This window comes from Streptomyces syringium (genome assembly GCF_017876625.1).
GTDB classification, from domain to species: Bacteria; Actinomycetota; Actinomycetes; order Streptomycetales; family Streptomycetaceae; genus Streptomyces; species Streptomyces syringius.
This window is the reverse complement of record NZ_JAGIOH010000001.1, coordinates 3,187,715-3,210,130: the sequence shown is the minus strand read 5'-3', so window position 1 is coordinate 3,210,130 and position 22,416 is coordinate 3,187,715. Positions and strand designations below refer to the sequence as shown.

At 72.5% G+C, this 22,416-nt stretch carries 18 protein-coding genes and 1 pseudogene; 13 read left to right on the top strand and 6 right to left on the bottom strand.

Annotation, left to right across the window (positions count from 1 at the left end; translation table 11 throughout):
* Positions 1-113 precede the first annotated feature (113 nt).
* The 3 genes from JO379_RS14125 to JO379_RS14115 all read left to right on the top strand — a co-directional run bounded on the left by JO379_RS14125 (position 114) and on the right by JO379_RS14115 (position 2,507).
* Positions 114-569 (top strand): hypothetical protein, encoded by a 456-nt coding sequence (locus JO379_RS14125; protein WP_130879125.1) that lies wholly within the window; start codon positions 114-116, stop codon positions 567-569.
* A gap of 91 nt (positions 570-660) precedes the next feature.
* Positions 661-1,899, top strand: a complete 1,239-nt coding sequence (locus tag JO379_RS14120) for an ATP-binding protein (RefSeq protein WP_209515167.1) — start codon at positions 661-663, stop codon at positions 1,897-1,899.
* A gap of 107 nt (positions 1,900-2,006) precedes the next feature.
* Positions 2,007-2,507, top strand: coding sequence for a DUF1269 domain-containing protein (locus tag JO379_RS14115; RefSeq protein WP_130879127.1), 501 nt, complete (start codon positions 2,007-2,009; stop codon positions 2,505-2,507).
* An 18-nt stretch (positions 2,508-2,525) separates the two neighbouring features.
* Here the strand turns inward: JO379_RS14115 and JO379_RS14110 are convergent, their stop codons facing one another.
* Complete coding sequence (locus JO379_RS14110; protein ID WP_130879128.1) at positions 2,526-3,017, bottom strand: GNAT family N-acetyltransferase; 492 nt, start codon at positions 3,015-3,017, stop codon at positions 2,526-2,528.
* A 67-nt stretch (positions 3,018-3,084) separates the two neighbouring features.
* On the opposite strand from JO379_RS14110, the gene JO379_RS14105 reads away from it, so the two are divergent.
* The gene (locus tag JO379_RS14105) at positions 3,085-3,876 is read left to right on the top strand and encodes an exodeoxyribonuclease III (RefSeq protein ID WP_130879129.1); all 792 of its coding nucleotides are present in this window, start codon (positions 3,085-3,087) and stop codon (positions 3,874-3,876) included.
* 108 nt (positions 3,877-3,984) lie between these two features.
* Here the strand turns inward: JO379_RS14105 and JO379_RS34135 are convergent.
* From JO379_RS34135 to JO379_RS14090, 3 genes and pseudogenes are all read right to left on the bottom strand, one after another.
* Positions 3,985-4,422: pseudogene (locus JO379_RS34135) on the bottom strand (XRE family transcriptional regulator); the annotation flags it as partial.
* A gap of 284 nt (positions 4,423-4,706) precedes the next feature.
* Complete coding sequence (locus JO379_RS14095; protein WP_209515166.1) at positions 4,707-5,528, bottom strand: MerR family transcriptional regulator; 822 nt, start codon at positions 5,526-5,528, stop codon at positions 4,707-4,709.
* Between the two features lie 45 nt (positions 5,529-5,573).
* A complete protein-coding gene (locus tag JO379_RS14090; RefSeq protein ID WP_242626170.1) occupies positions 5,574-6,377 on the bottom strand; it encodes a MerR family transcriptional regulator in 804 nt (267 codons plus the stop codon).
* A gap of 155 nt (positions 6,378-6,532) precedes the next feature.
* On the opposite strand from JO379_RS14090, the gene JO379_RS14085 reads away from it, so the two are divergent.
* From JO379_RS14085 to JO379_RS14075, 3 genes are all read left to right on the top strand, one after another.
* On the top strand, positions 6,533-8,056 hold the full coding sequence (locus JO379_RS14085) for a flavin-containing monooxygenase (protein ID WP_209515165.1): 1,524 nt from the start codon (positions 6,533-6,535) through the stop codon (positions 8,054-8,056).
* On the top strand, positions 8,053-8,946 hold the full coding sequence (locus tag JO379_RS14080; RefSeq protein WP_209515164.1) for an SDR family oxidoreductase: 894 nt from the start codon (positions 8,053-8,055) through the stop codon (positions 8,944-8,946). Before JO379_RS14085 ends, JO379_RS14080 begins: the two co-directional genes overlap by 4 nt.
* Positions 8,947-9,049: 103 nt before the next feature.
* Positions 9,050-9,238: a hypothetical protein gene (locus tag JO379_RS14075; RefSeq protein ID WP_130879134.1), complete on the top strand. Its 189-nt coding sequence runs from the start codon at positions 9,050-9,052 to the stop codon at positions 9,236-9,238.
* A 130-nt stretch (positions 9,239-9,368) separates the two neighbouring features.
* On the opposite strand, the gene JO379_RS14070 is transcribed toward JO379_RS14075, so the two are convergent.
* A complete protein-coding gene (locus JO379_RS14070) occupies positions 9,369-12,713 on the bottom strand; it encodes a S41 family peptidase (protein ID WP_209515162.1) in 3,345 nt (1,114 codons plus the stop codon).
* An 85-nt stretch (positions 12,714-12,798) separates the two neighbouring features.
* On the opposite strand from JO379_RS14070, the gene JO379_RS14065 reads away from it, so the two are divergent.
* The 3 genes from JO379_RS14065 (at position 12,799) to JO379_RS14055 (ending at position 17,278) form a co-directional block, all read left to right on the top strand.
* Positions 12,799-13,398 carry a TetR/AcrR family transcriptional regulator gene (locus tag JO379_RS14065; protein WP_130879136.1) on the top strand — a complete coding sequence of 200 codons (600 nt, stop codon included), beginning with the start codon at positions 12,799-12,801 and terminating at the stop codon, positions 13,396-13,398.
* Between the two features lie 106 nt (positions 13,399-13,504).
* Positions 13,505-15,751 (top strand): MMPL family transporter, encoded by a 2,247-nt coding sequence (locus JO379_RS14060; protein WP_209515160.1) that lies wholly within the window; start codon positions 13,505-13,507, stop codon positions 15,749-15,751.
* A gap of 330 nt (positions 15,752-16,081) precedes the next feature.
* On the top strand, positions 16,082-17,278 hold the full coding sequence (locus JO379_RS14055) for a MarP family serine protease (protein ID WP_209518704.1): 1,197 nt from the start codon (positions 16,082-16,084) through the stop codon (positions 17,276-17,278).
* Positions 17,279-17,423: 145 nt separating this feature from the next.
* Here JO379_RS14055 and JO379_RS14050 read toward each other — a convergent pair whose 3' ends face one another.
* Positions 17,424-19,463, bottom strand: coding sequence for an MDR family MFS transporter (locus JO379_RS14050; RefSeq protein WP_130879138.1), 2,040 nt, complete (start codon positions 19,461-19,463; stop codon positions 17,424-17,426).
* 252 nt (positions 19,464-19,715) lie between these two features.
* Between JO379_RS14050 and JO379_RS14045 the strand changes: the two genes are divergently transcribed.
* From JO379_RS14045 to JO379_RS14035, 3 genes are read left to right on the top strand one after another with little or no spacing between them, the layout of a single operon-like run.
* Positions 19,716-20,834 (top strand): energy-coupling factor ABC transporter permease, encoded by a 1,119-nt coding sequence (locus JO379_RS14045; protein WP_209515158.1) that lies wholly within the window; start codon positions 19,716-19,718, stop codon positions 20,832-20,834.
* A gap of 1 nt (position 20,835) precedes the next feature.
* Positions 20,836-21,603 carry a cobalt ECF transporter T component CbiQ gene (gene cbiQ, locus JO379_RS14040; RefSeq protein ID WP_130879140.1) on the top strand — a complete coding sequence of 256 codons (768 nt, stop codon included), beginning with the start codon at positions 20,836-20,838 and terminating at the stop codon, positions 21,601-21,603.
* Complete coding sequence (locus JO379_RS14035) at positions 21,600-22,373, top strand: energy-coupling factor ABC transporter ATP-binding protein (RefSeq protein WP_130879141.1); 774 nt, start codon at positions 21,600-21,602, stop codon at positions 22,371-22,373. Before cbiQ ends, JO379_RS14035 begins: the two co-directional genes overlap by 4 nt.
* Positions 22,374-22,416: the final 43 nt, after the last annotated feature.

Genomic DNA, 22,416 nt, shown 5'->3' with positions numbered 1-22,416 from the left:
CATTTGGCACGAATGGCCCCACGGGACGTGACGAGCCTGCGGGGCTCGACCGACGCACCGCAGTTCAGACCGCTCGCATCAGCCCGCTCCGTCCCATCGGTATGAGGAACCCCGTGCGACCACTCATCGCGACCATCGGCGCCCTGGCACTGGCCGGCGGGCTGCTGGGCATGTCGCTGTGCGGGTGCGCCGATCCCGGAGGGCTGAAGGTGTCCGGTCCCGCGCAGAGTCCCTCGGTCACCAGCGGCCCGGTGTTCGTGGCCCAGCCCCCGCCGAAGCCGCGGCTGCGACGGCCGGAGTCCTTGGACATCGGCAAGGACGTCACGCTCACCGGACTGCGCTGGCGGAGCTGGGGCGGGCCGACGGCGGAGGCGACCGGCGAGGTGTCGGGCGCCCGGTGCGGGCCCGCCTGCCGCGACAAGCCGGTCAGGGCCGAGGTCACGTTCACCGGGCTCGTCCGGCACGACCGCGTCGGCTACTACAGCCGGGCCGCGGTCAGCGCCGAGGGGCTGCCGCCGGGGCAGCGGGAGGGGCTGCGCGACCTGCGGCTCTTCGTCCCTCAGGGCTGAACCGGGGCTGACCCCGGGAGCGAATGCAGGACCGCATGCAGGGCTGATTCCCGAGCCGACTGCCGAGCCGACCGCCGAGGAGCCCGACACCGTGGGACTGCGTACGAAGATCGGCGTGGTGATCACCGCCACCGCTGCCCTGGTCGCCGTCATCATGGGCCTGGTCGTGCACCACCGCACCGCCGTGAACCAGTTGGAGACCGCCCGCGAGACCCTCGACGCCCGGCTCGGCACGGCCGTCGAGGACCATGCCACCGGCGTCGACCGGCACCGCACCCCCGACCGGCGCCGCGCGCTCGTGAACCCCGAGCGCCTGCCCGAGCCGCTGCGCGAGGCCGCCGAGCGCGGCAAACGCGCCACCTACCTGGACCGCAGCGGTGGCCGCCCGGTGCTGTGGGCCGCCAGCCGCGTCGGCGACGACATCATCGCCCTCAGACACCCCTACGAGCGCCAGGCCCGCAACCTCCGTGACCTCGACGAGGTCCTGTGGCTGGCGGGCGGCCTCGGCACCGCCTTCGCGGGCGTCGTCGGGGTGACGCTGGCGACCGTGGCCGGGCGCCGCCTCAACGCTTCCGCCCGCATCGCCGAACGGATAGCCCGGGGCGACCACAGCGCCCGGCTCCGCCCGCGCGGCGGCAAGGACGAGATCGCCCGGCTGACCATCGCCGTCAACACCATGGCCGACGCCCTCTCCGCCCGTCTGCAGGCGGAGCGCGAGGTCACCGCCAACATCGCGCACGAGCTGCGCACTCCTGTCGCGGGCCTGGTCGCCGCGGCCGGGCTGCTGCCGCCGGGCCGGCCGGCGGAGATGGTGCGGGAGCGGGCCGAGCGGGTACGCGGCCTGATGGAGGACGTCCTGGAGGTGGCCCGCCTGGACGGCTCCGCCGAGCGCGCCGACACGGACGTACGGGCGCTGGGCGAGCTGACGCGGCGGGCGGTCGGCACGGTCGTCATGGACGGCCGGGAAACGGCGGAGGTGCGTATCGAGCGGGACTGCGTGGTCGAGACCGACGCCCGGCGCGTGGAGCGCATCCTGGCCAACCTCGTCACCAACGCCTTCCGGCACGGCAGCGCGCCCGTCGTCGTGGAGGTCGACGGCGGGCTCGTCCGGGTGCGGGACAAGGGCCCGGGGTTCCCGCCGGAGCTGCTGGCGCGCGGGCCGCAGCGGTTCCGTACGGGCTCCGGTTCGGGGCTCGGCCTGGGGCTGACGATCGCGGCGGGACAGGCACGGGTGCTGGGGGCGGGGCTGGCCTTCGCGAACCCGGAGGGCGGGGGAGCGGAGGCGACGCTGGACCTGCGGGCGTCGGTGGCGGGAGAGGGTGAGCGCTGAGGTGCGCGTCCGGGCGGCAGCCCCAAGAGTGGAGCCGTAGAAGCCTCGCGGACGGACAGAAGCTTTCGGAAGACCTTAGGAAGACCTTCGGAAGAGGGGAGCGACAGATGGACGAGAACGTCCTGTTCATGAACGTCGACGGGCCCGCAGTGGGCCACCGGGCGCTCGACGCGCTGCGGAAGGCGCACGCCGACGACGACATCAGGCTGCACGAGGGTGCGGTGATCGCCCGCGACGCGGAGGGCGCCCTCGACTTCCCCGACGCCGTCGACAACACCGGCTCCGCGCGGGCCTTCGCCGTGGGCGGCCTGATCGGCGGGCTCCTCGGCATTCTCGGCGGCCCGCTCGGCATCATGATCGGGTTCGGCGCGGGCGGTCTGATCGGGGGCGTGCGCGACGCGCGCGAGGCCACCGCCGGGAACGCGGCGCTGGAGATGCTCGCCGCCGAGGTGCCGCCGGGCAGCACGGTCCTGGTCGCCCAGATCGAGGAGAACGGCCCGGACATCGTCGACGACCTGCTCGCGCCGTACGGCGACGTCTCCACGCGCTATCCGGCGGACCGGTTGCGCGAGGAGGTCGAGCGGGCGATCGCGGAGGGGCGCCCGTAGGACGCCGTCAGTCGTTCGTCAGCCGTTCGGGAGAACGAGCGGCTTGGCGAAACAGCGGCTGCTGTCGTAGCCGCGGTACAGCCCGAACTTCGGCACCTCCGGGGCGTAGCCGCTCGACAGGTACAGGGCGATCGCCTCGGGCTGCTGGTCACCGGTCTCCAGCACCATGCGCGTCCGCCCGGCCTCCCGGGCGCTGTCCTCCAGCGCCGCGAGGATCCGCCGGGCCAGCCCGAGGCCGCGCGCCTCGGGGACCACGTACATCCGCTTCAGCTCGGCGTCGCCGTCCGCGTACCCCTCCTCGTTGCGCTCCTGGGCCCGCCAGCCGCCGGTGGCGACGGGGGAGCCGTCGGCGTCGTACGCGATGAGATACAGGCCACGCGGCGGGGCGAACTGCGAGGGGTCCAGCGGGGTGAGATCACCGTCGCCGTACCGCTCGACGTACTCCAATTGCACCTGGTCATTGAGCTTTATGGCGTCGGGATGGTCGTACGCGGCGGTCACGATCTGCATCCGGAAATCGTACGGTCGTATGGGCGGAGTGCGGCAGGGGTGTCTCAGAGGTCGGTATCGTGCCGGAATGCTCACCGTGACCACCGTGAACGTCAATGGCCTCCGTGCCGCCGCCAAGAAGGGCTTCGTCGACTGGCTGGCGCAGACCGAAGCCGATGTCGTCTGCCTCCAGGAAGTGCGCGCCGAGCCGCACCAGCTCCCCGACGAGGTGCGCGAGCCCGCCGGCTGGCACACCGTGCACGCCCCGGCGGCGGCCAAGGGCCGCGCGGGCGTCTCCCTCTACTCCCGGCGCGAGCCGGACGCCGTACGGGTCGGCTTCGGCTCGGCGGAGTTCGACGGCAGCGGCCGTTACGTGGAGATCGACCTGCCCGGCGTCACGGTCGCCAGCCTCTACCTCCCCTCGGGCGAGGTCGGCACGGACCGGCAGGACGAGAAGGAACGCTTCATGGCGGAGTTCCTTCCCTACCTGGTGGGCCTGAAGGCGCGGGCGGCGGCGGAGGGGCGCGAGGTGCTGGTCTGCGGCGACTGGAACATCGCCCACACCGAGGCGGACCTCAAGAACTGGAAGGCCAACCGCAAGAGCGCGGGCTTCCTCCCCGAGGAGCGCGACTGGCTGACGAAGGTCTTCACGGAGTACACGGACGTGGTCCGCGCCCTCCACCCGGGCGTCGAGGGCCCGTACTCCTGGTGGTCCTACCGGGGCCGCGCCTTCGACAACGACTCCGGGTGGCGCATCGACTACCTCGTCGCGACGCCGGGCCTGGCGGAGCGGGCGCTCAAGGCGGTCGTGGAACGGGCGGCGACGCATGACCTGCGGTGGAGCGACCACGCACCGGTGACGGCGGTCTTCGACCGCTGAGCCCCGGCTGCCCCGCCCGCGCGCCTCTCGGGGAGGAACGCGGGCGGGGCCACGGCCGTCCGGCTCAGGCGGGGCCCGCTCCGGCCTGAGTCCGGTGCTCGCCGTGGATCATGCGCTGCTTCCCTCCGCGCTCCTCGTCGTCCGGGACGGCATCGGCACGCCCCTGGACCACAGCTCCTCCGTGTGTTCCGCGAAGCGGGAGAACATTCCGGCGCGCCCTTGGCCGCGCAGGTGCAGCAGCGGGGAGTCGTGCCCGACCAGCCGGGCCAGGTGGGGCGTGACCAGTGCCTGGTCATCGAAGCGGAACACCGACAGGGACACGTGGTTGATCGCGTCCGCCGGTGCGGAGAAGCGCGTTTCCAGCCCCTCGACCGGGCCGAGTCTCCCGAGGTGCTCCAGGGTGATCCTGATGCGTGTCGAGACCGTCAGCGCGACGTCCTCGATCTGTTCGCGCTGACAGGCGACCTCTCCCTCCGGGTCACCCAGGAGAAAGCGGATCCGACACCCCTGTTCCGCCTTGCGGCGCAGGGTGCCGACGAAGTCGGGCTGGTGTCTTTCCCGACACCCCCACCCTTACGGCCAGTTGCCGAGGGGAGAGGCCGACATCGGCCATAGCCGATCGTAGGGCAGTGTTCAAGGGCTCCCCTCCGGACGTTTGGGACGTTTTCACGCTAGCGCCGTCACGGCACGTGGGGCCGCGCCCTGGACGCCGGTGATCGTCCGCAGGCCGAAGCGGTGATCGTGGCCATGGGCCTGCACCAGCGCGCCGCGCACGCATGAGCGTCGGGCGGGCGGGGCCGGCTCGGCCGTGACGCCCGCCCGTCCCGGGGTCAGGGCTTGATCACCGGTGCCTGTAGTTCGGTGACCCAGGCGTCGTGGTCGTCCGGGCACTCCAGGTTGATCTCCCGCGGGTATCCGGCCGACCGGTACCCGTTCTCGTCGATCCAGACGGCCAGGGCCTGGGCCGTGGGGAGCATGGTGTCGACCGAGCCGCGGTGCACGATGGTCGCCGCCTGATCGACGGGCGGGAGATCGAGCACCCGGAAGGGGCCGTCCTGGAGCGGGGCCGCGACCTGGACGGCGGCGTGGACGCTGATCCGGCCGCCGCCCTCCGGGGAGTCCTCGTAAGAGGCGACACCGGGCCCCGCGGGCGTGACCCCGGCCGCGTCCAGGCGCCGGAACAGCTCGTCGTAGAGCGGCCCGATGACCGGGCTGATGTCCTCCGGCTCGAAGCTCGCGGCCGTCGCGGTCAGCTCCGCCACCCGGACCGCGGGGATGCTCTTGATGACGACGTCGTCGGTGGGCATGTGCCCCTCGCTCTCGATCGACCGGAGCCTCGCCTCGACCCGGACCAGCCGTGCCGCCGCGGCGGCCATGGCGTCCTCCAGCTCGGCCCGCCGCAGCCGCAGCATGGCGCGCAGTTCCTCGGTGGTGACCTTCTCGTCCAGGATCCGCTGGACCTGCTGGAGGGTCAGGCCGAGGTCCTTCAGCGCGATGACGCGGTTCAGGCGGGCCAGCTGGGCAGCCGAGTAGTACCGGTAGCCGGTGGCGGGGTCGACACGGGCCGGGGGCAGCAGTCCGGTGGCGTCGTAGTGACGCAGCATGCGGACCGACACGCGGCCGTGCCGGGCGAAGTCTCCGATGGTGAACATGATGTCTCCGAGTTCAGCGCCTGACACGGTGTGAGGGTCAATACGTCAGTCCGCCGTCGGAGGCGTCGGGGTTGGCGTCGGCGTCGGCCAGGATTCCAGTTCCGCTCGTACGCGGCGGTCCATCGCCATCGATACCTCCGCGTCCACCACCGTCTTCACGATCGGGCGCAGTTGGTCCAGGGCTTCCGTCACGCGGGCGACCTCCGTGGGCGGGAGGGGGGCGCCCGAGGCCGCGTGGGTGAGGATGTCCGCCAGGACGTGGCGGCGGACCAGGGTCGTGAACGTGTCGGCCAGGGCGTCCGCGTGGGCGCGGACCTCCCGGCCCGCCGCGATGACGGCGGACAGCGGAACGCCGTTGCGCACAAGGGTCGTTGACGCGTCCAGGAGGCGGCGGCTGATGTGGACGAGGTCGTCGCCGTCCATGGCCAGGAAGCCGAGGTCCAGGGCGGCCGCCAGGTTCTCCTCGGTGTCCTCGCCCCAGAAGCGGTCGGCCAGGACGTCGGGGGTGAGGCGGACCGGCGATTCCTCGGACCAGGGGGCGGCTATCGCGCCGCTGAGGCCGAGGAGGTCACCGACGCCGCGGCCGCGCTCGAAGGCGCTGAGGAGTTCGGCGATGCCGCCGAGGGTGTGGCCCCGGTCCAGGAGGGCCGTGATGGTGCGCAGCCGGGCCAGGTGGTGGTCGTTGTACCAGGCGATGCGGCCCTCCCGGCGCGGCGGCGGGACGAGCTTGCGCTCCCGGTAGAAACGCAGCGTGCGGACGCTGATGCCGGCCTTCTCGGCCAGCTCCGCCACGCGGTATTCGCGCTCTTCACCGGGGGTGTCCGTGCCACCGCTCTCGTCGTTCGCCACCCTCGCAGCCTATGTCCTGGGGGTCCGGCCGCCGAGAGGTGCGACCACCGGTAACTTCCTTGCCCCCGACCCCTATCGCTCCTCGAATGTCTGCCCTACGCTCCCCACCATGCCAGTGTCTGCTGGCATGGTCGAGTCGATCCGGAGGCGGCGGCATGGTCGGCGGCAAGGGTGAGCACGTACGGGTGGCGGTGATCGGGTCCGGCTTCGGCGGTCTGGGGGCGGCCGTGCGGCTGCGCCGCGAGGGCATCACCGATTTCGTGGTCCTGGAGCGTGCCGACGGCGTCGGCGGGACCTGGCGGGACAACACCTATCCGGGCTGCGCCTGCGATGTGCCCTCCCATCTCTATTCCTTCTCCTTCGCCCCCAACCCCGAGTGGCCGCGCGCCTTCTCCGGCCAGCCGCACATCCGCGCCTATCTGGAGCGGGTCGCCGACGTCTTCGGCCTCCGGCCGCATCTGCGGTTCAACGCCGAGGTGCGGTCCCTGCGCTGGGACGCCGACGAGCTGCGCTGGGAGATCGACAGTGCCGCCGGGCCCCTCACCGCCGATGTCGTCGTCTCGGCGGCCGGCCCGTTGTCCGACCCGAAGATCCCGGACGTCCCCGGCCTCGGCACCTTCCCCGGCAAGGTCTTCCACTCCTCCCGCTGGGACCACGGCTACGACCTGCGCGGCAAGCGCGTCGCGATCATCGGCACCGGCGCCTCCGCCGCCCAGATCGTCCCGGCCGTCCAGCCCGACGTGGAGCGCCTCACCCTCTTCCAGCGCACAGCCCCGTGGGTGCTGCCGCGCTTCGACCGGCGGATCACCGCCGCCGAGCGCTGGCTGCACACCCGCGTCCCCGCCACCCGGGCCCTCCGGCGCGGACTGCTCTGGGCCGTACGGGAGTTGCAGGTCAGCGCCTTCACCAAGCGGACGAAGGAGCTCGGCCTCGTGGAGAGCCTCGCCAAGGCCCATCTGCGCCGAGCCGTCAAGGACCCGGCGCTGCGGGCCCGGCTCACCCCCGACTACCGCCTCGGCTGCAAGCGCGTCCTGCTCTCCAGCGACTACTACCCGGCCCTCGCCCAGCCCAATGTCGACGTCGTGGCATCGGGGCTCGCCGAGGTGCGCGGCTCCACCCTCGTCGCCGCCGACGGCACGGAGACCGAGGCCGACGCCATCGTCTTCGGCACCGGCTTCCACGTCACCGACATGCCGATCGCCGAGCGGGTGACCGGCGCGGACGGCATCACGCTCGCCGAGTCGTGGAAGGACGGCATGAAGGCCCTGCGCGGCAGCAGCGCCGCCGGGTTCCCGAACTTCCTCACCCTCATCGGCCCCAACACCGGCCTCGGGAACAACTCCCTGATCCTCATCATCGAGGCCCAGCTGAACTACCTGGCCGACTATCTGCGGCAGCTCGACACCCTCGGCGGCAGGGCCGCGCTCGACGCCCGCCCCTCGGCCGTCAACGCCTGGGCCCGGATGGTCCGGACCCGTATGGAACGCACGGTCTGGAGCTCCGGCGGCTGCGACAGCTGGTACCTGGACGCGCACGGAAACAACACCACCCTCTGGCCCGGCACCACCGCCGAGTTCCGCAAGGTCACCCGCCGGGTGGACCTCGCCGAGTACCGGCTCCTGCGGATGCCACGCCGGACGCCCGTCGAGCAGCCCGTCGCGGCCGAGGCCGGCCGATGAGCCGCCGGGTCGGTCTGGAAGGGCAGGTGGTCGTCGTCACCGGCGCGGCCCGGGGCGTCGGGGAGATGCTCGCCCGCAAGCTCTCCGCGCGCGGCGCGAAGCTGGCCCTCGTCGGCCTGGAACCGGAAGAACTGCGGCGCGTCGCGGAGTCGTTGTACGAGGACGCCGCCCACTGGCACGCCGATGTCACCGATCACGAGGCGATGGCGCGCGTCGCCCATGAGGTCAAGTCCCGCTTCGGCAAGGTCGACATCGTCGTCGCCAACGCGGGTGTCGCCGCCGGCGGCCCCTTCGCCGACTCCGACTTCGCCGACTGGCGCCGGGTGGTCGAGGTCAATCTGATCGGCAGCGCCGTCACCGGCCGTGCCTTCCTGCCCGTCCTGGCCGAGAGCCGGGGCTATCTGCTCCAGATCGCCTCGGCCGCCGCCATCGCCCCGGCCCCGATGATGAGCGCCTATTGCGCCTCGAAGTCGGGCGTCGAGGCGTACGCGCACTGCCTGCGCGCGGAGGTCGGCCACAAGGGCGTACGGGTCGGGGTCGGCTATCTGAGCTGGACCGATACCGACATGGTGCGCGGCGCCGACGAGTACGAGGTGATGCGGGAGCTGCGGCAGCGGCTGCCCTGGCCGGCGAATCGCACCTACCCGCTGGGCCCGGCCGTCGACCGGCTCGTGGCGGGCATCGAACGGCGCTCGGCGCACGTCTACGCCCAAGGGTGGCTGCGCGGCATGCAGGCCGTACGCGGTTGTCTGCCCGGCCTCATCGCGATCCGCGGACAGCGCGAGATGCGGCACTTCGAGCCGCGACTGGCGGGGATGCGCGGCGGGCTGGTGGGGGCCGGGGGTGCCGCCGATGAGAAGGCCCGCGAGGACGGCAGCGCAGACCGATAGCGGAGGGTAATCGTACGATATGCGTGCTGTGATGGCGCGTGCCACGCTGAAGCGGGGCCGCACGACGGCCCCGCACACTCACCCTCACTAGGAGTGAATCAGCATGGGCATCAAGGACGAGATGCAGGAGAAGGCCCAGAAGGCCAAGCAGAAGATGCAGGACAAGCAGGGCGAGGCCGCCCAGCGCGGCCGGAGCGAGCAGGACCGCCTGCGCGAGCGCGCCGATGAGACACGGCAGTCGGGCCAGCGGTCCTTCGACGACATCCAGGACGACATGGACGACCGTCGGTAAGAGGCACGAGCCGGTAAGGGGCGCATCCCACGGGGGTGCGCCCCTTACTCATGCCCTCGGCGATCAGTGGGGCGGCAGCGGGCGCCCTGCGGGCGCGTCCTCAAATGCCGGACGGGCTGTCTTCCGGCGGTCAGCGCGGCGGCAGCTTCGGCCGTCGCAGATCCGGGACCGCCGAGTAGTCCGGCGGCTTCGTGCAGCCGTGCCGCTCCAGCAGATCCAGGGCCACCCGCACCGCGTCGTCCAGCTGCTTGTGCCGGCCCTCCGCCCAGTCGAGCGGTGTGCGGTCCACCTCGATGTCGGGCTCGACCCCGTGGTTCTCCACGTCCCAGCCGTACGCGTCGAACCACGCCGCGTTCATCGGCACGGTGATCGCGCTGCCGTCACCGAGCCGGTGCCGGCCGGTCATCCCGACCACCCCGCCCCAGGTGCGCAGGCCCACCACCGGGCCGATGCCCTGGAGCTTGAACGCCGCGGTGATCATGTCGCCGTCGGAGGACGTCATCTCGTCGGCGATGGCCACGACCGGGCCGCGCGGGGCGTTGCTCGCGTAGCTCACCGGCTGGGCGCCGCGCGTCAGGTCCCAGCCGACGATCGTGCGGGTCAGCTTCTCCACGACCAGCTCACTGATGTTGCCGCCCGCGTTGCCCCGGACGTCCACGATCAGCGCCTGGCGGGACATCTCCATCCGCAGGTCCCGGTTGAACTGCGCCCATCCCGAACCACCCATGTCGGGGATGTGCAGATAGCCGCACTTGCCGCCGCTCAGCTCCCGGACGACCGCCCGGCGCTTGGTCACCCAGTCCTGGTAGCGCAGCGGCCGCTCGTCGATCAGCGGCACGACGGCCACCCGGCGGGCGGGCGGGGGCGTGGCGTCGTCCGCCCCCTCCTCCGTCGGCGGGGGCCGGAACGTCAGCTCCACCGTGGTGCCGCCCGCCGCCGCCAGCAGCGGGTACGGGCCGGTGACCGGGTCCACCGGGCGCCCGTCGACGTGGGTGAGCGCCGAGCCCTCGCGGATGCCCGAACCGGCCAGCGGCGAGCGGGCCTTGGAGTCCGAGGACTCGCCGGGCAGGATGCGCCGCACGGTCCAGGAGCCGTCCTTCTGGTGCGTGAAATTGGCCCCCAGGAGGCCGATCGCGCGCTGGTAGTGCGGCGGGCCCTCGTTGCGGCGGGCCGCCGCGACGTACGCGTGCGAGGTGCCCAGCTCGCCGAGGACCTCGCGCAGCAGATCCGCGAACTCGTCGGGGGAGGCGACCCGCTCAACCAGCGGCCGGTACTGGGCCAGCACCCCGTCCCAGTCGATGCCGCACATGTCCGGCTCCCAGAAGTAGGCGCGGACGATCCGGCCCGCCTCCTCGTAGGCCTGCCGCCACTCCGCCGCCGGGTCGACGTCGTGCAGGACGCGCCGCATGTCGATGTAGACGGTCGAGTCGGAGTCGCCGATGTCCGTCGCGGGAACGGCCCGTAGCTCGCCCTCGTCGTTGACGACCAGCCGGGTGCCGTCGCCGCTGACCGCGAACCAGTCGATGGAGCTGGTCAGTTCGGTGCGCTTGGCCTTGCACAGGTCGAAGTGTTCCAGCGTCGGACGGCCCGAGGTGTCGGCCGGGTTGGCGAAGGTCTCGCCGAGGGCGCCGGAGATCGGCCAGCGCAGCCACACCAGGCCGCCGCCGCTGACCGGGTGCAGCGCCGAGTACTTGGAGGCGGCCACCGGGAACTGCGTCACCCGGCTCTCCAGCCCCTCCACCTCCACGATCACCGAGCCGTCACCGCCGCCGTCGTCCGCGTCGAGTCCGCCCGCCGCCGGCCGGCCCTCCGCCGACAGCGCGAACGGCGAGGGCGTCGCCGACGACAGCGGCACCAGATAGGGGCGGCAGCCCAGCGGGAACGACAGATCGCCGGTGTGCACGTCGTAGACCGGGTCGAAGCCGCGCCAGGAGAGGAAGGCGAGATAGCGGCCGTCGCGGGTGAACACCGGCTGTTCGTCCTCGAACCGGCCGTTGGTGACGTCCACGACCAGCCGGTCCGACAGCCGGGCGATCTTGATCTGTCGCAGGGAACGTCCGATGCCGGGGTGCGACCACGTCAGCCACGCCGAGTCGGGGGAGAAGGCGAGGTCGCGCACGGGCCCGTTGACGGACCGGATCAGCTCGGACACCTCGCCGTCGCCGTCGGGCGAGGTGTCCACGAGCAGCAGCCGCCCGTCGTGCGCGGCGACCGCCAGCAGCTCGCCGTCGGGCGAGCCGAGCGTCTCGTGCACCCGCCCGATCCGGCCCGCCGCCAGCCGGCGCGGCTCGGTGGGCCCGGTCGCGCGCGGCAGTTGCGCGATCTCGATGGCGTCCTCGCCCTCCGCGTCCGTGACATAGGCGACCTGCCCGGTCGAGCCCAGCATCTCCGGCAGCCGGACGCGCACCCCCGGGGTGTCGGCGATGGTGCGGGCCGGGCCGTCGCGGTGGGTGAGCCAGTACAGGCTGCCGCGGACATTGACCGCGCTCGCCCGGCCCGTCGCGTCCACGGCCAGCGCGTCCACGTGCGACGCGGCCTGCACCTGGTACGTACGCCGCCCGGCCCGTGGCCCACCGAGCCGGACGTCCAGCTTCCGCGGGGTGGCCGTCGGCCCCAGGTCGTCCACCAGCCACACGTCCCCCGCGCACTGGTAGACGATCCGCGAGCCGTCGGTGGAGGCGTGCCGGGCGTAGAAGTCCGCGTGATCGGTGTGCCGGCGCAGCTCCGAGCCGTCGGGCAGACAGGAGTACAGATTGCCGACGCCCTCGTGGTCGGAGAGGAAGGCGATCCGGCCGCCGACGAACATCGCCGAGTCCAGATGGCCGCCCAGGTCCGGCACCAGCCGCTGCCCGTGCAGCCACAGCCGGCCCGTCGCCCCGCCCCGGTAGCGCTTCCAGGAGGCCGGCTCGTGCGGCGGCTTCCCCGTGAGCAGCAGGGTGCGGTGCTCCCCGTCGATCTCGCCCACGGCGATGTCGGACAACGGGCCCCACGGGAGCCGCAGGCCGGGGCTGCCGTCGGTGGGCAGCCGGTAGGCCCAGGAGAAGTACGAGAACGGCTGGCCGTGCGAGGAGACGGCGAGGATGTCATGGCCCCCGTTGCGGTCGGAGGGCGCCCAGCCGCAGACCCGGGTGTCACTGCTGCCCCAATAGGTGAGCCGGCGGGCCGGGCCGCCGTCCACCGGCGCGAGATGGATCTCGGGGTCGAGACTGCGCCAGCTCGTGAACGCGATGTGCTGCCCGTCGGGCGAGAAGCGCGGATGTCCCAGCCGTGTCCGGTCGACGGTCAGCCGCCAGGCCCGCCCGGTGTCACCGCCCGCCCCCTCGGGAGCCAGCGGGGCCACCCAGAGATCGTCCTCGGCGATGAAGCAGAGCAGATCGCCGTGGAGGTGGGGGAACCGCAAATACGCATCGCTCACCCGACCATGGTTTCGGGCCCCGCACCCCGCGGCAACTCGGTCCGTGACGCAGAACACCATCGAAACGAACCCGTTTCGCTCGCCTGCGGCGTACGCTCCTGGTGTACGAAACCGTTTCGTTCCATGCATGAAGGGAGGCGCGGCAATGCCGACGGAACCACCCAAGCCACCGGCGCGGCGCACCCGGCTGACGTCCGAGCGAGCGGGAGAGCTGTACGACGCCGTGCTCGATCTGTTGCGCGAGGTCGGCTACGACGCCCTGACCATGGACGCCGTCGCGGCCCGTACGCGCTCCAGCAAGGCCACCCTCTACCGCCAGTGGAAGGGCAAGCCGGAGCTGGTCGCGAGCGCTCTGCGGCACGGCAAACCCGTGCATCTGGGGGAGATCGACACCGGCAGTGTGCGCGGTGACCTCCAGGCGATGGTGTGCACTGCCGACGAGGCCCAGATGGAGAAGGACACCGCCCTCATCCGGGGGCTCGGCCACGCCGCCCACACCAACCCGGAGCTGCTGCGGGCGCTGCGTGAACTGCTGGTCGAGCCCGAGATCGAAGCACTGAAGGCGATGCTGCAACGCGCGATCGACCGGGGTGAGGTCGCCCCGGACGTCCCCGCGCTGCGCTATGTCCCGCACATGCTGCTCGGGGCCTTCATCGCCCAGCCGCTGATCGAGGACCGGCCGATGGACGCGGAGTTCCTCACCGCGTACGTGGACGCCGTGATCGTTCCCGCGCTCGGCCTCTAGTCCCCACCCCACCCCCCCACCGACCCACCTGACGCGCCGCTCTCGTCGTCGGGCTGGTACCCCACGCCCTGTTCCGTTTCTCGACCCGACGGGAGCACAACTCCTCGTGGCCACGTTCCTTTACAGACTGGGCCGGCTCGCCTTCCGGCGACGCCGGCTCGTCGCCCTCATATGGGTGGCGCTGCTGGCGGTCGCCGGCGTCGGCGCCGCCACCGCACCGAGCCCCGGCAGCACCAGCTTCTCCATCCCGGGCACCGAGGCGCAGCGCGCCTTCGACCTGCTGGAGAAGCGCTTCCCGGGCCAGAGCGCGGACGGCGCCGCCGCCCGCGTCGTCTTCAAGGCCCCCGACGGCCAGAAGATCACCGACCCGAAGAACAAGGCCGCGGTCGAGAAGGCCGTCGGCGAGCTGACGGGCCCGCAGGTGGCCCAGACCGCCAACCCCTTCCAGGTGCAGGCCGTCAGCAAGGACGCCACCACGGCGTATGTGTCGGTCACCTACAAGGTCGACGCCAACAGCCTCACCGACGACTCGCTCGACACCCTCAAGGGCGCCGCGACGCACGGGCGGGACGCCGGGCTGACCGTGGAGACCGGCGGCAGCGCCCTCCAGGCGATACCCGAGGCCGGCGGGACCTCCGAGATCATCGGCATCGCCGTCTCGGCCGTCGTGCTGGTCATCACCTTCGGCTCGCTGATCGCCGCCGGAATGCCGCTGCTCACCGCGATCATCGGCGTCGGCATCGGCGTGTCCTCGATCGCCGCCCTGGCCTCCGCGCTGGACCTCGGCTCCACCACCTCGACGCTCGCCACGATGATCGGCCTCGCGGTCGGCATCGACTACGCGCTGTTCATCGTCTCCCGCTACCGCGCCGAGCTGGCCGAGGGCCGCGAGCGCGAGGAAGCGGCGGGACGGGCGGTCGGCACCGCCGGTTCGGCGGTCGTCTTCGCCGGTCTGACGGTCGTCATCGCCCTGGCCGGACTCGCCGTCGTCAACATCCCGATGCTGACGAAGATGGGCCTGGCCGCCGCCGGCACGGTCGCCATCGCCGTCCTCATCGCGCTCACCCTCATCCCCGCGCTGCTGGGCTTCGCGGGCCGCAAGGTGCTCTCCCGCAAGGACCGCAAGGCCGAGCCGGGTGCGGACAAGGGCGAGGACAAGCCCAACATGGGCACCCGCTGGGCGCGCTTCGTGCTGCGCAGGCCGGCCCTCGTGCTGGTGGCCGGTGTCATCGGGCTCGGCGCCGTCGCCGTGCCCGCCGCCTCGCTGGAACTGGGCCTGCCCGACGACGGGGCGCAGTCGACCTCCACCACCCAGCGCAAGGCCTACGACCTGCTCTCCGAGGGCTTCGGCCCCGGCTTCAACGGCCCGCTGATGGTCGTCGTCGACGGGTCCGGCGCCGACGACCCCAAGGCCGCCGCGCAGGCCGTCGCCAAGACGGTGGCGGGCCTGGACAACGTCGCCGCCGTCGCCCCGGTCACCCCGGCGAGCTTCAACAAGGCCGGTGACACGGCCATCGTGACGGTCATCCCGAAGTCGAAGCCGAGCAGCAAGCAGACCGAGGACCTGGTCCACGCGATCCGCGACAAGGGCGCGGCCACCGCCGCGGACGCCGACGCGCGGGTGCTGGTCACCGGTCAGACGGCGATGAACATCGACGTCTCGCAGAAGCTGAACGACGCACTGCTGCCCTACCTCGGGCTCGTCGTCGGCCTCGCCTTCCTGCTGCTGATGGTCGTCTTCCGCTCGGTGCTCGTGCCGCTCAAGGCCGCGCTCGGCTTCCTGCTGTCCGTGGTCGCCGCGCTCGGCGCGGTCGTCGCGGTCTTCCAGTGGGGCTGGCTCGGCGGTCTGTTCGGCGTCGAGGAGACCGGGCCGATCATGAGCATGATGCCGATCTTCATGGTGGGTGTCGTGTTCGGGCTCGCGATGGACTACGAGGTCTTCCTCGTCACCCGGATGCGCGAGGCGTTCGTGCACGGGGAGCGGCCCGGCCAGGCGATCGTGACCGGCTTCCGGCACGGTGCCCGGGTCGTCAGCGCCGCCGCCGTGATCATGATCAGTGTCTTCGCGGGCTTCATCGGCTCCTCGGAGTCGATGGTCAAGATGATCGGCTTCGGTCTGGCCATCGCGGTCTTCTTCGACGCGTTCGTCGTCCGCATGGCCATCGTGCCCGCCGTCCTCGCGCTGCTCGGCAAGTCCGCCTGGTGGCTGCCCGGCTGGCTCGGCCGGATCCTGCCGAACGTGGACGTCGAGGGCGAGGGCCTGCAGAAGCAGCTCGGTGACGGGGCGGGCGCGGATTCCCACCGCGACGCCGACTCCGACCCCGACGCGAAGCGGGAGCCCGTCAGCGTCTGATCCGCGACGTCCGGAGCCGCCCGTTCCGAAGGAGCGGCGGCCCCGGCGACCGCGCCGACCCCGTGGGGACGGGGGCCGTGCGCGGGCCGCCCGGCGGCGGCCTCCTGATGACCGAGGAGGCCGCCGCCGGGCCTTTTTCTGCCCCGGTTCCCGCCCCGGACCGACCGCCGTTGGCGTTCATCGTTCGGTTCGCCCCATCGGGTCCACTCACCGGAGCCGGCATGTGGCGTACGCCACGAAAGGGAACCGTTGGTCCTTCTACGGGCGTTTTCCCCAGTCCATACCTGTGGGCGCGATCGGGGGGCGCGTGTGATGGAAGGGCTCCCCGCGTTGAACCTGCTCGATCTGCTTCTGTTGCTGGTCGTCGTCGGTTATGCCGTCTCCGGCTACCGGCGGGGCCTCGTCGCGAGCGCCGTGCTGCTCGCCGGGTTCCTCGGCGGGGCGGTGCTCGGGGTCTGGGCGCTGCCGTACGCCCTGGAGCCCTTCGACCCCGGGACCTCGGCCGCGGCCGTCGTCGCCGTCCTCGTCGTCCTGCTCCTCGCCGCCGCGGGGCACGCGCTGGCCGGGCGGCTCGCCTGGCGGCTGCGCCGCCGGCTGACCTGGGCGCCCGTGCGCGGCGTCGACGGCATCGGCGGAGCGGCCGTCAACTCACTGGCGGTGCTGCTCGTCGGCTGGGTGGCCGCGAGCGTGCTCGCCTCGGCGAACTCCGTGCTGCTGACCAAGGAGATAAAGGAATCCACGCTGCTCGGTGCGGTGCAGAAGTCGATGCCCGAGCAGGCGCCCACGTGGTTCAGCCGCACCACGGACGCGCTGGCCGGCGCGGGGTTCCCGCAGGTCTTCAACCCCTTCGAGAACGAGCCCGCGACCAGCGTCGCCAAGCCGTCCGGTGACGCGGTCACCGCGGCGGCGACCCGCGCGGCGCGCAGCAGCGTCGTCAAGGTCGAAGGCGTCGCCGACGTCGGCGACGGGCGGCGCGGCCAGGAGGGCAGCGGCTTCGTCTACGCCGCGCACCACGTGATGACCAACGCGCACGTCGTGGCCGGGGTGAGCGACCCGACCGTACGGGTGGGCGGGGTCGGGCGGCCGTACCGGGCGAAGGTCGTCCACTTCGACCCGAAAACCGATGTGGCCGTCCTCGACGTCCCCGGCCTGGACGCGCCCGCGCTGCCCTTCGACAAGGGCGCGGGGCGCGGTGACCCGGCGGTCGTCGCGGGCTTCCCCGAGAACGGCGGCCTCGACCTGCGGGCGGCCACCGTCGCCAACGAGGTGCGTGCCAAGGGCCAGGACATCTACGGCGACGGCGTCACCACCCGCACGGTCTACTCCGTCCGCTCCACGGTCCGCCCCGGCAACTCCGGCGGCCCGCTGCTGACCCCCGCCGGCAAGGTCTACGGCGTCGTCTTCGCCCGCTCCACGTCGAACTCCGAGACGGGCTACGTTCTGACCGCCGGTCAGGTCTCCACGGCAGCGGCCCGCGCGGCCACGGCCACCACCCCCGTCTCCACGGGGAGCCGTGCGGCGCTTTAGCCCTGCGGGCGGCGGTGGTTGCCACTGTCGTGGCGAGCGCCCTGCGGGCGCGTCCTCAATCGCCGGACGGGCTTATATAAGCCCGTCCGGCGATTGAGGACACCGCCGCGCAGCGGAGGTGCGCCCCGTCCGGTGTCCGGCCTCGCTACACCGCCAGGTGTTCCCGTTTCTCCTCGTCCTCCTCCAGCAGCCGTTCCGCCATGTTGTTCAGCGCGCGGTCCAGACGGGCGCGGTCGTCGGGGTCGGTGATGTCCCAGTCCTCCAGGCGGGTGTCGAGCCAGTGGCGCCAGGCCGCGCTCAGGCGTTCGATCTCCGCTTCGCCCGCCGGGGTCAGTGACAGGCGGTCGCCGTCCAGACGGGCGTAACCCGCCTCGGCCGTGCGGGCGAAGACCGGTTCCAGGACTTCCGGCGGCATCCGGTGGGCGGCGGCCACCGCGCTGAGGGACGCCCCGCCCAGGATGCGGTGGCGCCAGTGGATCTGGCCCAGCGTCCACGCGTCGGCGGGGGCGAGCGGGCTGCCGGACTCCGCGAGGATCTCCCGGCTGACCGGGCGGCCCTTGGCGTGGCTCATGACGGTCGCCACCGCGCGTTCCAACTGCTGGTCCGCCTCCGCCGAGGACGGTGCCGCGAAGGCCTCGCCCATGTCGGACGCCCCGGCGCGGGCACTGTCGCGCAGCGGCACCTCCTTGAGGAACCACGCCACCAGGAAGCCGGCCAGCGCGACCGGCACGACCCACAGGAAGACGAAGTTGATCGTCTCGGCGTAGGCGTCGATGACGGGCCGCGCCTGTTCCGGTGAGAGCCGGGCGAGGTCCTGCGGGCTCTGCACCGCCGACGGTGGCACCCCGGGGGTGCGGATGAGCGCGTCCTCCAGATTGGGCCGGAGCTGCTTGGTGTAGAGCGTGCCGAAGATGGCCGTGCCGAAGGCGCTGCCGAGCGTGCGGAAGAACGTCACGCCCGAGGTCGCCGTGCCCAGTTCGTGGTACGGCACCGTGTTCTGCACGGCGATCGTCAGCACCTGCATGGCCAGCCCGATGCCGGCGCCGAGCACGAACATGTGGAGCGACTCGAGCCAGGAGCCCGTCGTCGCGCCCATCGTCGACATCAGATACAGCCCGAGGGCCATCACGGCCATGCCGACGATGGGGAACACGCGATAGCGGCCGGTGCGGCTGATGGCGATGCCGGAGAGCAGGGAGGCGCCCAGCAGCCCCGCGACCATCGGCAGCGCCCGTACGCCCGACATGGTGGCCGACACCCCGTCCACGTACTGGAGGTACGTCGGCAGATACGTGAGCGCCCCGAGCATCGCGAAGCCCACGATGAAGCTGAGCACCGAGCAAATGGTGAAGACGGGGTTGCGGAAGAGATGCATGGGCAGCATCGGTTCCTTCGCCCGCCGCTCCACCAGGACGAACGCGAACAGCAGCGCGATCGAGCCCAGGAAGAGACCGATGATGACGGGCGAGCCCCACGCGTACTCGTTGCCGCCCCACTCCAGGCCGAGGACCAGGCCGGAGGCGCCGAGCGCCACCAGGGCGATGCCCGCGTAGTCGATGACCGGCCGTACCGCCGAGCGGACGACGGGGATGGTCCGGGCCGCCATGATCACCATGACGATCGCCACCGGCACGTTGACGTAGAAGCACCAGCGCCACGTGGCCTGGTCGGTGAAGATCCCGCCGAGGGTCGGGCCGACGACCGTGGTCACACCGAAGACCGCGCCGAGCGCGCCCTGGTACTTGCCGCGCTCGCGCAGCGGGATGACGTCCGCGATCAGCGCCATGGCGGTGACCATCAGCCCGCCGCCGCCGACGCCCTGGAGGGCGCGCGCGGCGATCAGCATGGGCATGGAGTCGGCGGCGCCGGCGAAGACCGAACCGCCCGTGAAGACCACCGCACTCAGCTGGAAGACGATCTTCCGCCCGAAGAGGTCGCCGAACTTGCCGACCAGCACCGTCGAGACCGTCTCGGCCAGCAGATAGGCGGTCACCACCCACGCCATGTGCCCGCCGCCGCCCAGATCCGCCACGATCGTCGGCAGCGCGGTGGAGACGATGGTCTGGTCGAGGGCGGCGAGCAGCATGCCGAGCACGATCGTGACGAAGACGAGATTCGTCCGGCGGCGGCTGAGCGCGGGCGGGGCCGCGGGTGCCTCCGCCGCCGATGCGGTGGCCGTGGTCATGTGACGTACCTCCCGACCTCAGCATTTGGGGAGATGTCCGCTCTCGCCACCTTTGCTGCTGCGGGGGAGGGCCCGGCCGGGCGAGGGGCGTGCAGAAGCATTGCGCACGCTCTTGCGAGGTGTTCGCAGAGGGCCCCTATCATCGGACGACTTCAGCGTGGTTCATGGCTGAAACGAGCCAGGCCCGTGATGCGAACGCACGCCCGAGCCCCGACGATCCGAACCGCACGAACCAGCAGAGCGGAGCCCCGCATGCACGTACCCGACGGATTCATCGACGCCCCCGTGTCCCTGGCGACCGGCGCCGTCGCCGCCGCGGCCGTCGCGGTCAGCCTGCGCGGCGCCCGGCGCGAACTCGGCGGCACCGCCCCCGCCGACGGCCTCGGCGGCGAGCGCACCGCGCCGCTCGCCGGACTGGTCGCGGCCTTCGTCTTCGCCGTCCAGATGCTCAACTTCCCCGTCGCGGCGGGCACCAGCGGCCATCTGCTGGGCGGCGCGCTCGCCGCGATCCTCGTCGGCCCGTTCACGGGAGTGCTCTGCATATCCGTGGTGCTGCTGATGCAGGCCGTGCTCTTCGCGGACGGCGGCCTCACCGCGCTCGGCGTCAACATCACCGACATGGCGGTCGTCACGACGCTCGTCGCGTACGGGCTGTTCCGGCTGCTGCTGGCGGTGCTGCCCCGCCGGCGCTCCTCCGTCACCGCCGCCTCCTTCGGGGCCGCGCTGGTGTCCGTACCGGCCGCGGCCTGCGCGTTCACCCTGCTCTACGCCCTCGGTGGCACGACCGACGTGCCGATCGGCAAGGTCTTCACCGCGATGACCGGCGTGCACGTCCTGATCGGCATCGGCGAGGCGGTGATCACCGCGCTGACGGTCGGCGCCGTCCTCGCCGTACGGCCCGACCTCGTGTACGGCGCCCGGGGGCTCACCGCGCCGCTCCGACTGCGCACCTCGCCGCTGCGGCCGGAGACCGACGCCGCCCCGGCCCCCGACGCCGCCCCGGCGCCGGTCACCGCCAAGCCCGCCCGCTCCACGCGCCGCTTCGCGCTCGCCGGCCTGCTCACCGCCCTCGCCCTCGCCGGCGTCGGCAGCTACTACGCCTCGGCCAGCCCCGACGGCCTGGAGAAGGTCGCCCACGACAAGGGCATCGACAGCAAGACCGAGGAACACGCCGCCAAGGACTCCCCGCTCGCCGACTACCAGGTCGCGGACATCACCGACGGCCGGATCTCCGGCGGTCTCGCCGGGGTCATCGGCGTCGGCGCGACCCTCCTCGTGGGCACCGGCGTCACCTGGGTGGTGGTGCGCCGCCGCCGCGACCGGGCAGCGGCCGCCGAGAACGGGACCGCCGCGACCGGGACGACCGCCTGACATGGGCGCCGGGCACACCCATCACCAGCTCTACGTGCGCGGGCACTCGCCCGTGCACCGGCTGCCCCCGCACTGCAAGATCTCAGCCGTCCTCTGCTTCGTCCTGGTCGTCGTCGCGACCCCCCGCGAGGCCCTGTGGGCCTTCGGGGCGTACGCGGCCCTGCTCGCCGCCGTCGCCGCGACGGCCCGGGTGCGCCCGGGGTTCCTGCTCCGCAGGCTGCTGATCGAGGTGCCGTTCGTGGCCTTCGCCCTGCTCATGCCCTTCGTGGCCGAGGGCGAGCAGGTGCGGGTGCTGGGCCTCTCGCTCAGCGAGTCCGGCCTCTGGGGCGCCTGGAACATCCTCGCCAAGGGCACCCTCGGCGTCGCCGCCTCCGTGCTGCTCGCCGCCACGACCGAGCTGCGCGATCTGCTGCTCGGCCTGCAACGGCTGCGGCTGCCCCCGCTGCTCGTCCAGATCGCGTCCTTCATGATCCGCTACGGGGACGTCATCACCGACGAGATGCGGCGCATGCGCGTCGCCCGCGAATCCCGCGGCTTCACCGCGCGCGGCGTACGCCACTGGGGGGTGCTCGCCAAGACCGCGGGGGCGCTGTTCATCCGCTCCTACGAGCGCGGGGAGCGCGTCCACCTGGCGATGCTCAGCCGTGGCTACACCGGCACCATGCCCGTGATCGACGACGTGCGGGCGACGCGTGCCCAGTGGACGTACGCCGCCGCGCTGCCGCTGGCCGCACTCGCGGTCTGCCTGACCGGACGGACCCTGACATGACCCCTGTTCCCCCGCCCGCCCCGCCCTCCCTCGAGGTCTCCGGCCTCGCCTTCGCCTACCCCGACGGGCACCAGGCCCTCTTCGGCGTCGACCTGACGGTCGGGCGGGGAGAGCGCGTCGCCCTCCTCGGGCCCAACGGCGCCGGCAAGACCACCCTCGTCCTGCACCTCAACGGCATCCTCGGCGGCGGCGTGGGCAGCGTGCGCGTGGCCGGGCTGCCGGTGGACCGGGGGCACCTCGCCGAGATCCGCCGCCGGGTGGGCATCGTCTTCCAGGACCCCGACGACCAGCTCTTCATGCCGACCGTGCGCGAGGACGTCGCCTTCGGCCCGGCGGCGGCCGGGCTGCGCGGCGCCGAGCTGCACGCGCGCGTGCACGAGGCTCTGTCGCGGGTGGGCATGGAGGCCTTCGCCGACCGGCCCCCGCACCACCTCTCCTTCGGCCAGCGGCGGCGGGTGGCGGTCGCGACCGTCCTCGCCATGGAGCCGGAGATCCTCGTCCTGGACGAGCCCTCCTCCAACCTCGACCCGGCCTCCCGCCGGGAACTCGCCGACATCCTGCGCTCCCTCGACGTCACCGTCCTGATGGTCACCCACGACCTGCCGTACGCCCTGGAGCTGTGCCCCCGCGCGGTGGTGCTCAGCGACGGCGTCATCACGGCGGACGGCACCACGCAGGAGCTGCTCTGCGACGAGGAGCTGATGCGGGCCCACCGGCTGGAGCTGCCGTTCGGCTTCGACCCCCGGTCGGTGGTGGTCCCGGGCCGGTAGAGGGCCCCCGGCCCCAGCGCATGGACGACCGCGTTGCACCATG

Excerpts from the sequence above, each read along its gene's own strand:
- JO379_RS14075 (WP_130879134.1), top strand. The coding sequence starts at position 9,050 with ATGGGCATCAAGGACGAGATGCAGGAGAAGGCCCAGAAGGCCAAGCAG.
- JO379_RS14115 (WP_130879127.1), top strand. The coding sequence starts at position 2,007 with ATGGACGAGAACGTCCTGTTCATGAACGTCGACGGGCCCGCAGTGGGC.
- JO379_RS14050 (WP_130879138.1), bottom strand. The coding sequence starts at position 19,463 with ATGACCACGGCCACCGCATCGGCGGCGGAGGCACCCGCGGCCCCGCCC.
- JO379_RS14080 (WP_209515164.1), top strand. The coding sequence starts at position 8,053 with ATGAGCCGCCGGGTCGGTCTGGAAGGGCAGGTGGTCGTCGTCACCGGC.
- JO379_RS14085 (WP_209515165.1), top strand. The coding sequence starts at position 6,533 with ATGGTCGGCGGCAAGGGTGAGCACGTACGGGTGGCGGTGATCGGGTCC.
- cbiQ (WP_130879140.1), top strand. The coding sequence starts at position 20,836 with ATGGGCGCCGGGCACACCCATCACCAGCTCTACGTGCGCGGGCACTCG.
- JO379_RS14095 (WP_209515166.1), bottom strand. The coding sequence starts at position 5,528 with ATGTTCACCATCGGAGACTTCGCCCGGCACGGCCGCGTGTCGGTCCGC.
- JO379_RS14110 (WP_130879128.1), bottom strand. The coding sequence starts at position 3,017 with ATGCAGATCGTGACCGCCGCGTACGACCATCCCGACGCCATAAAGCTC.
- JO379_RS14065 (WP_130879136.1), top strand. The coding sequence starts at position 12,799 with ATGCCGACGGAACCACCCAAGCCACCGGCGCGGCGCACCCGGCTGACG.
- JO379_RS14070 (WP_209515162.1), bottom strand. The coding sequence starts at position 12,713 with ATGGTGTTCTGCGTCACGGACCGAGTTGCCGCGGGGTGCGGGGCCCGA.
- JO379_RS14105 (WP_130879129.1), top strand. The coding sequence starts at position 3,085 with ATGCTCACCGTGACCACCGTGAACGTCAATGGCCTCCGTGCCGCCGCC.
- JO379_RS14045 (WP_209515158.1), top strand. The coding sequence starts at position 19,716 with ATGCACGTACCCGACGGATTCATCGACGCCCCCGTGTCCCTGGCGACC.
- JO379_RS14035 (WP_130879141.1), top strand. The coding sequence starts at position 21,600 with ATGACCCCTGTTCCCCCGCCCGCCCCGCCCTCCCTCGAGGTCTCCGGC.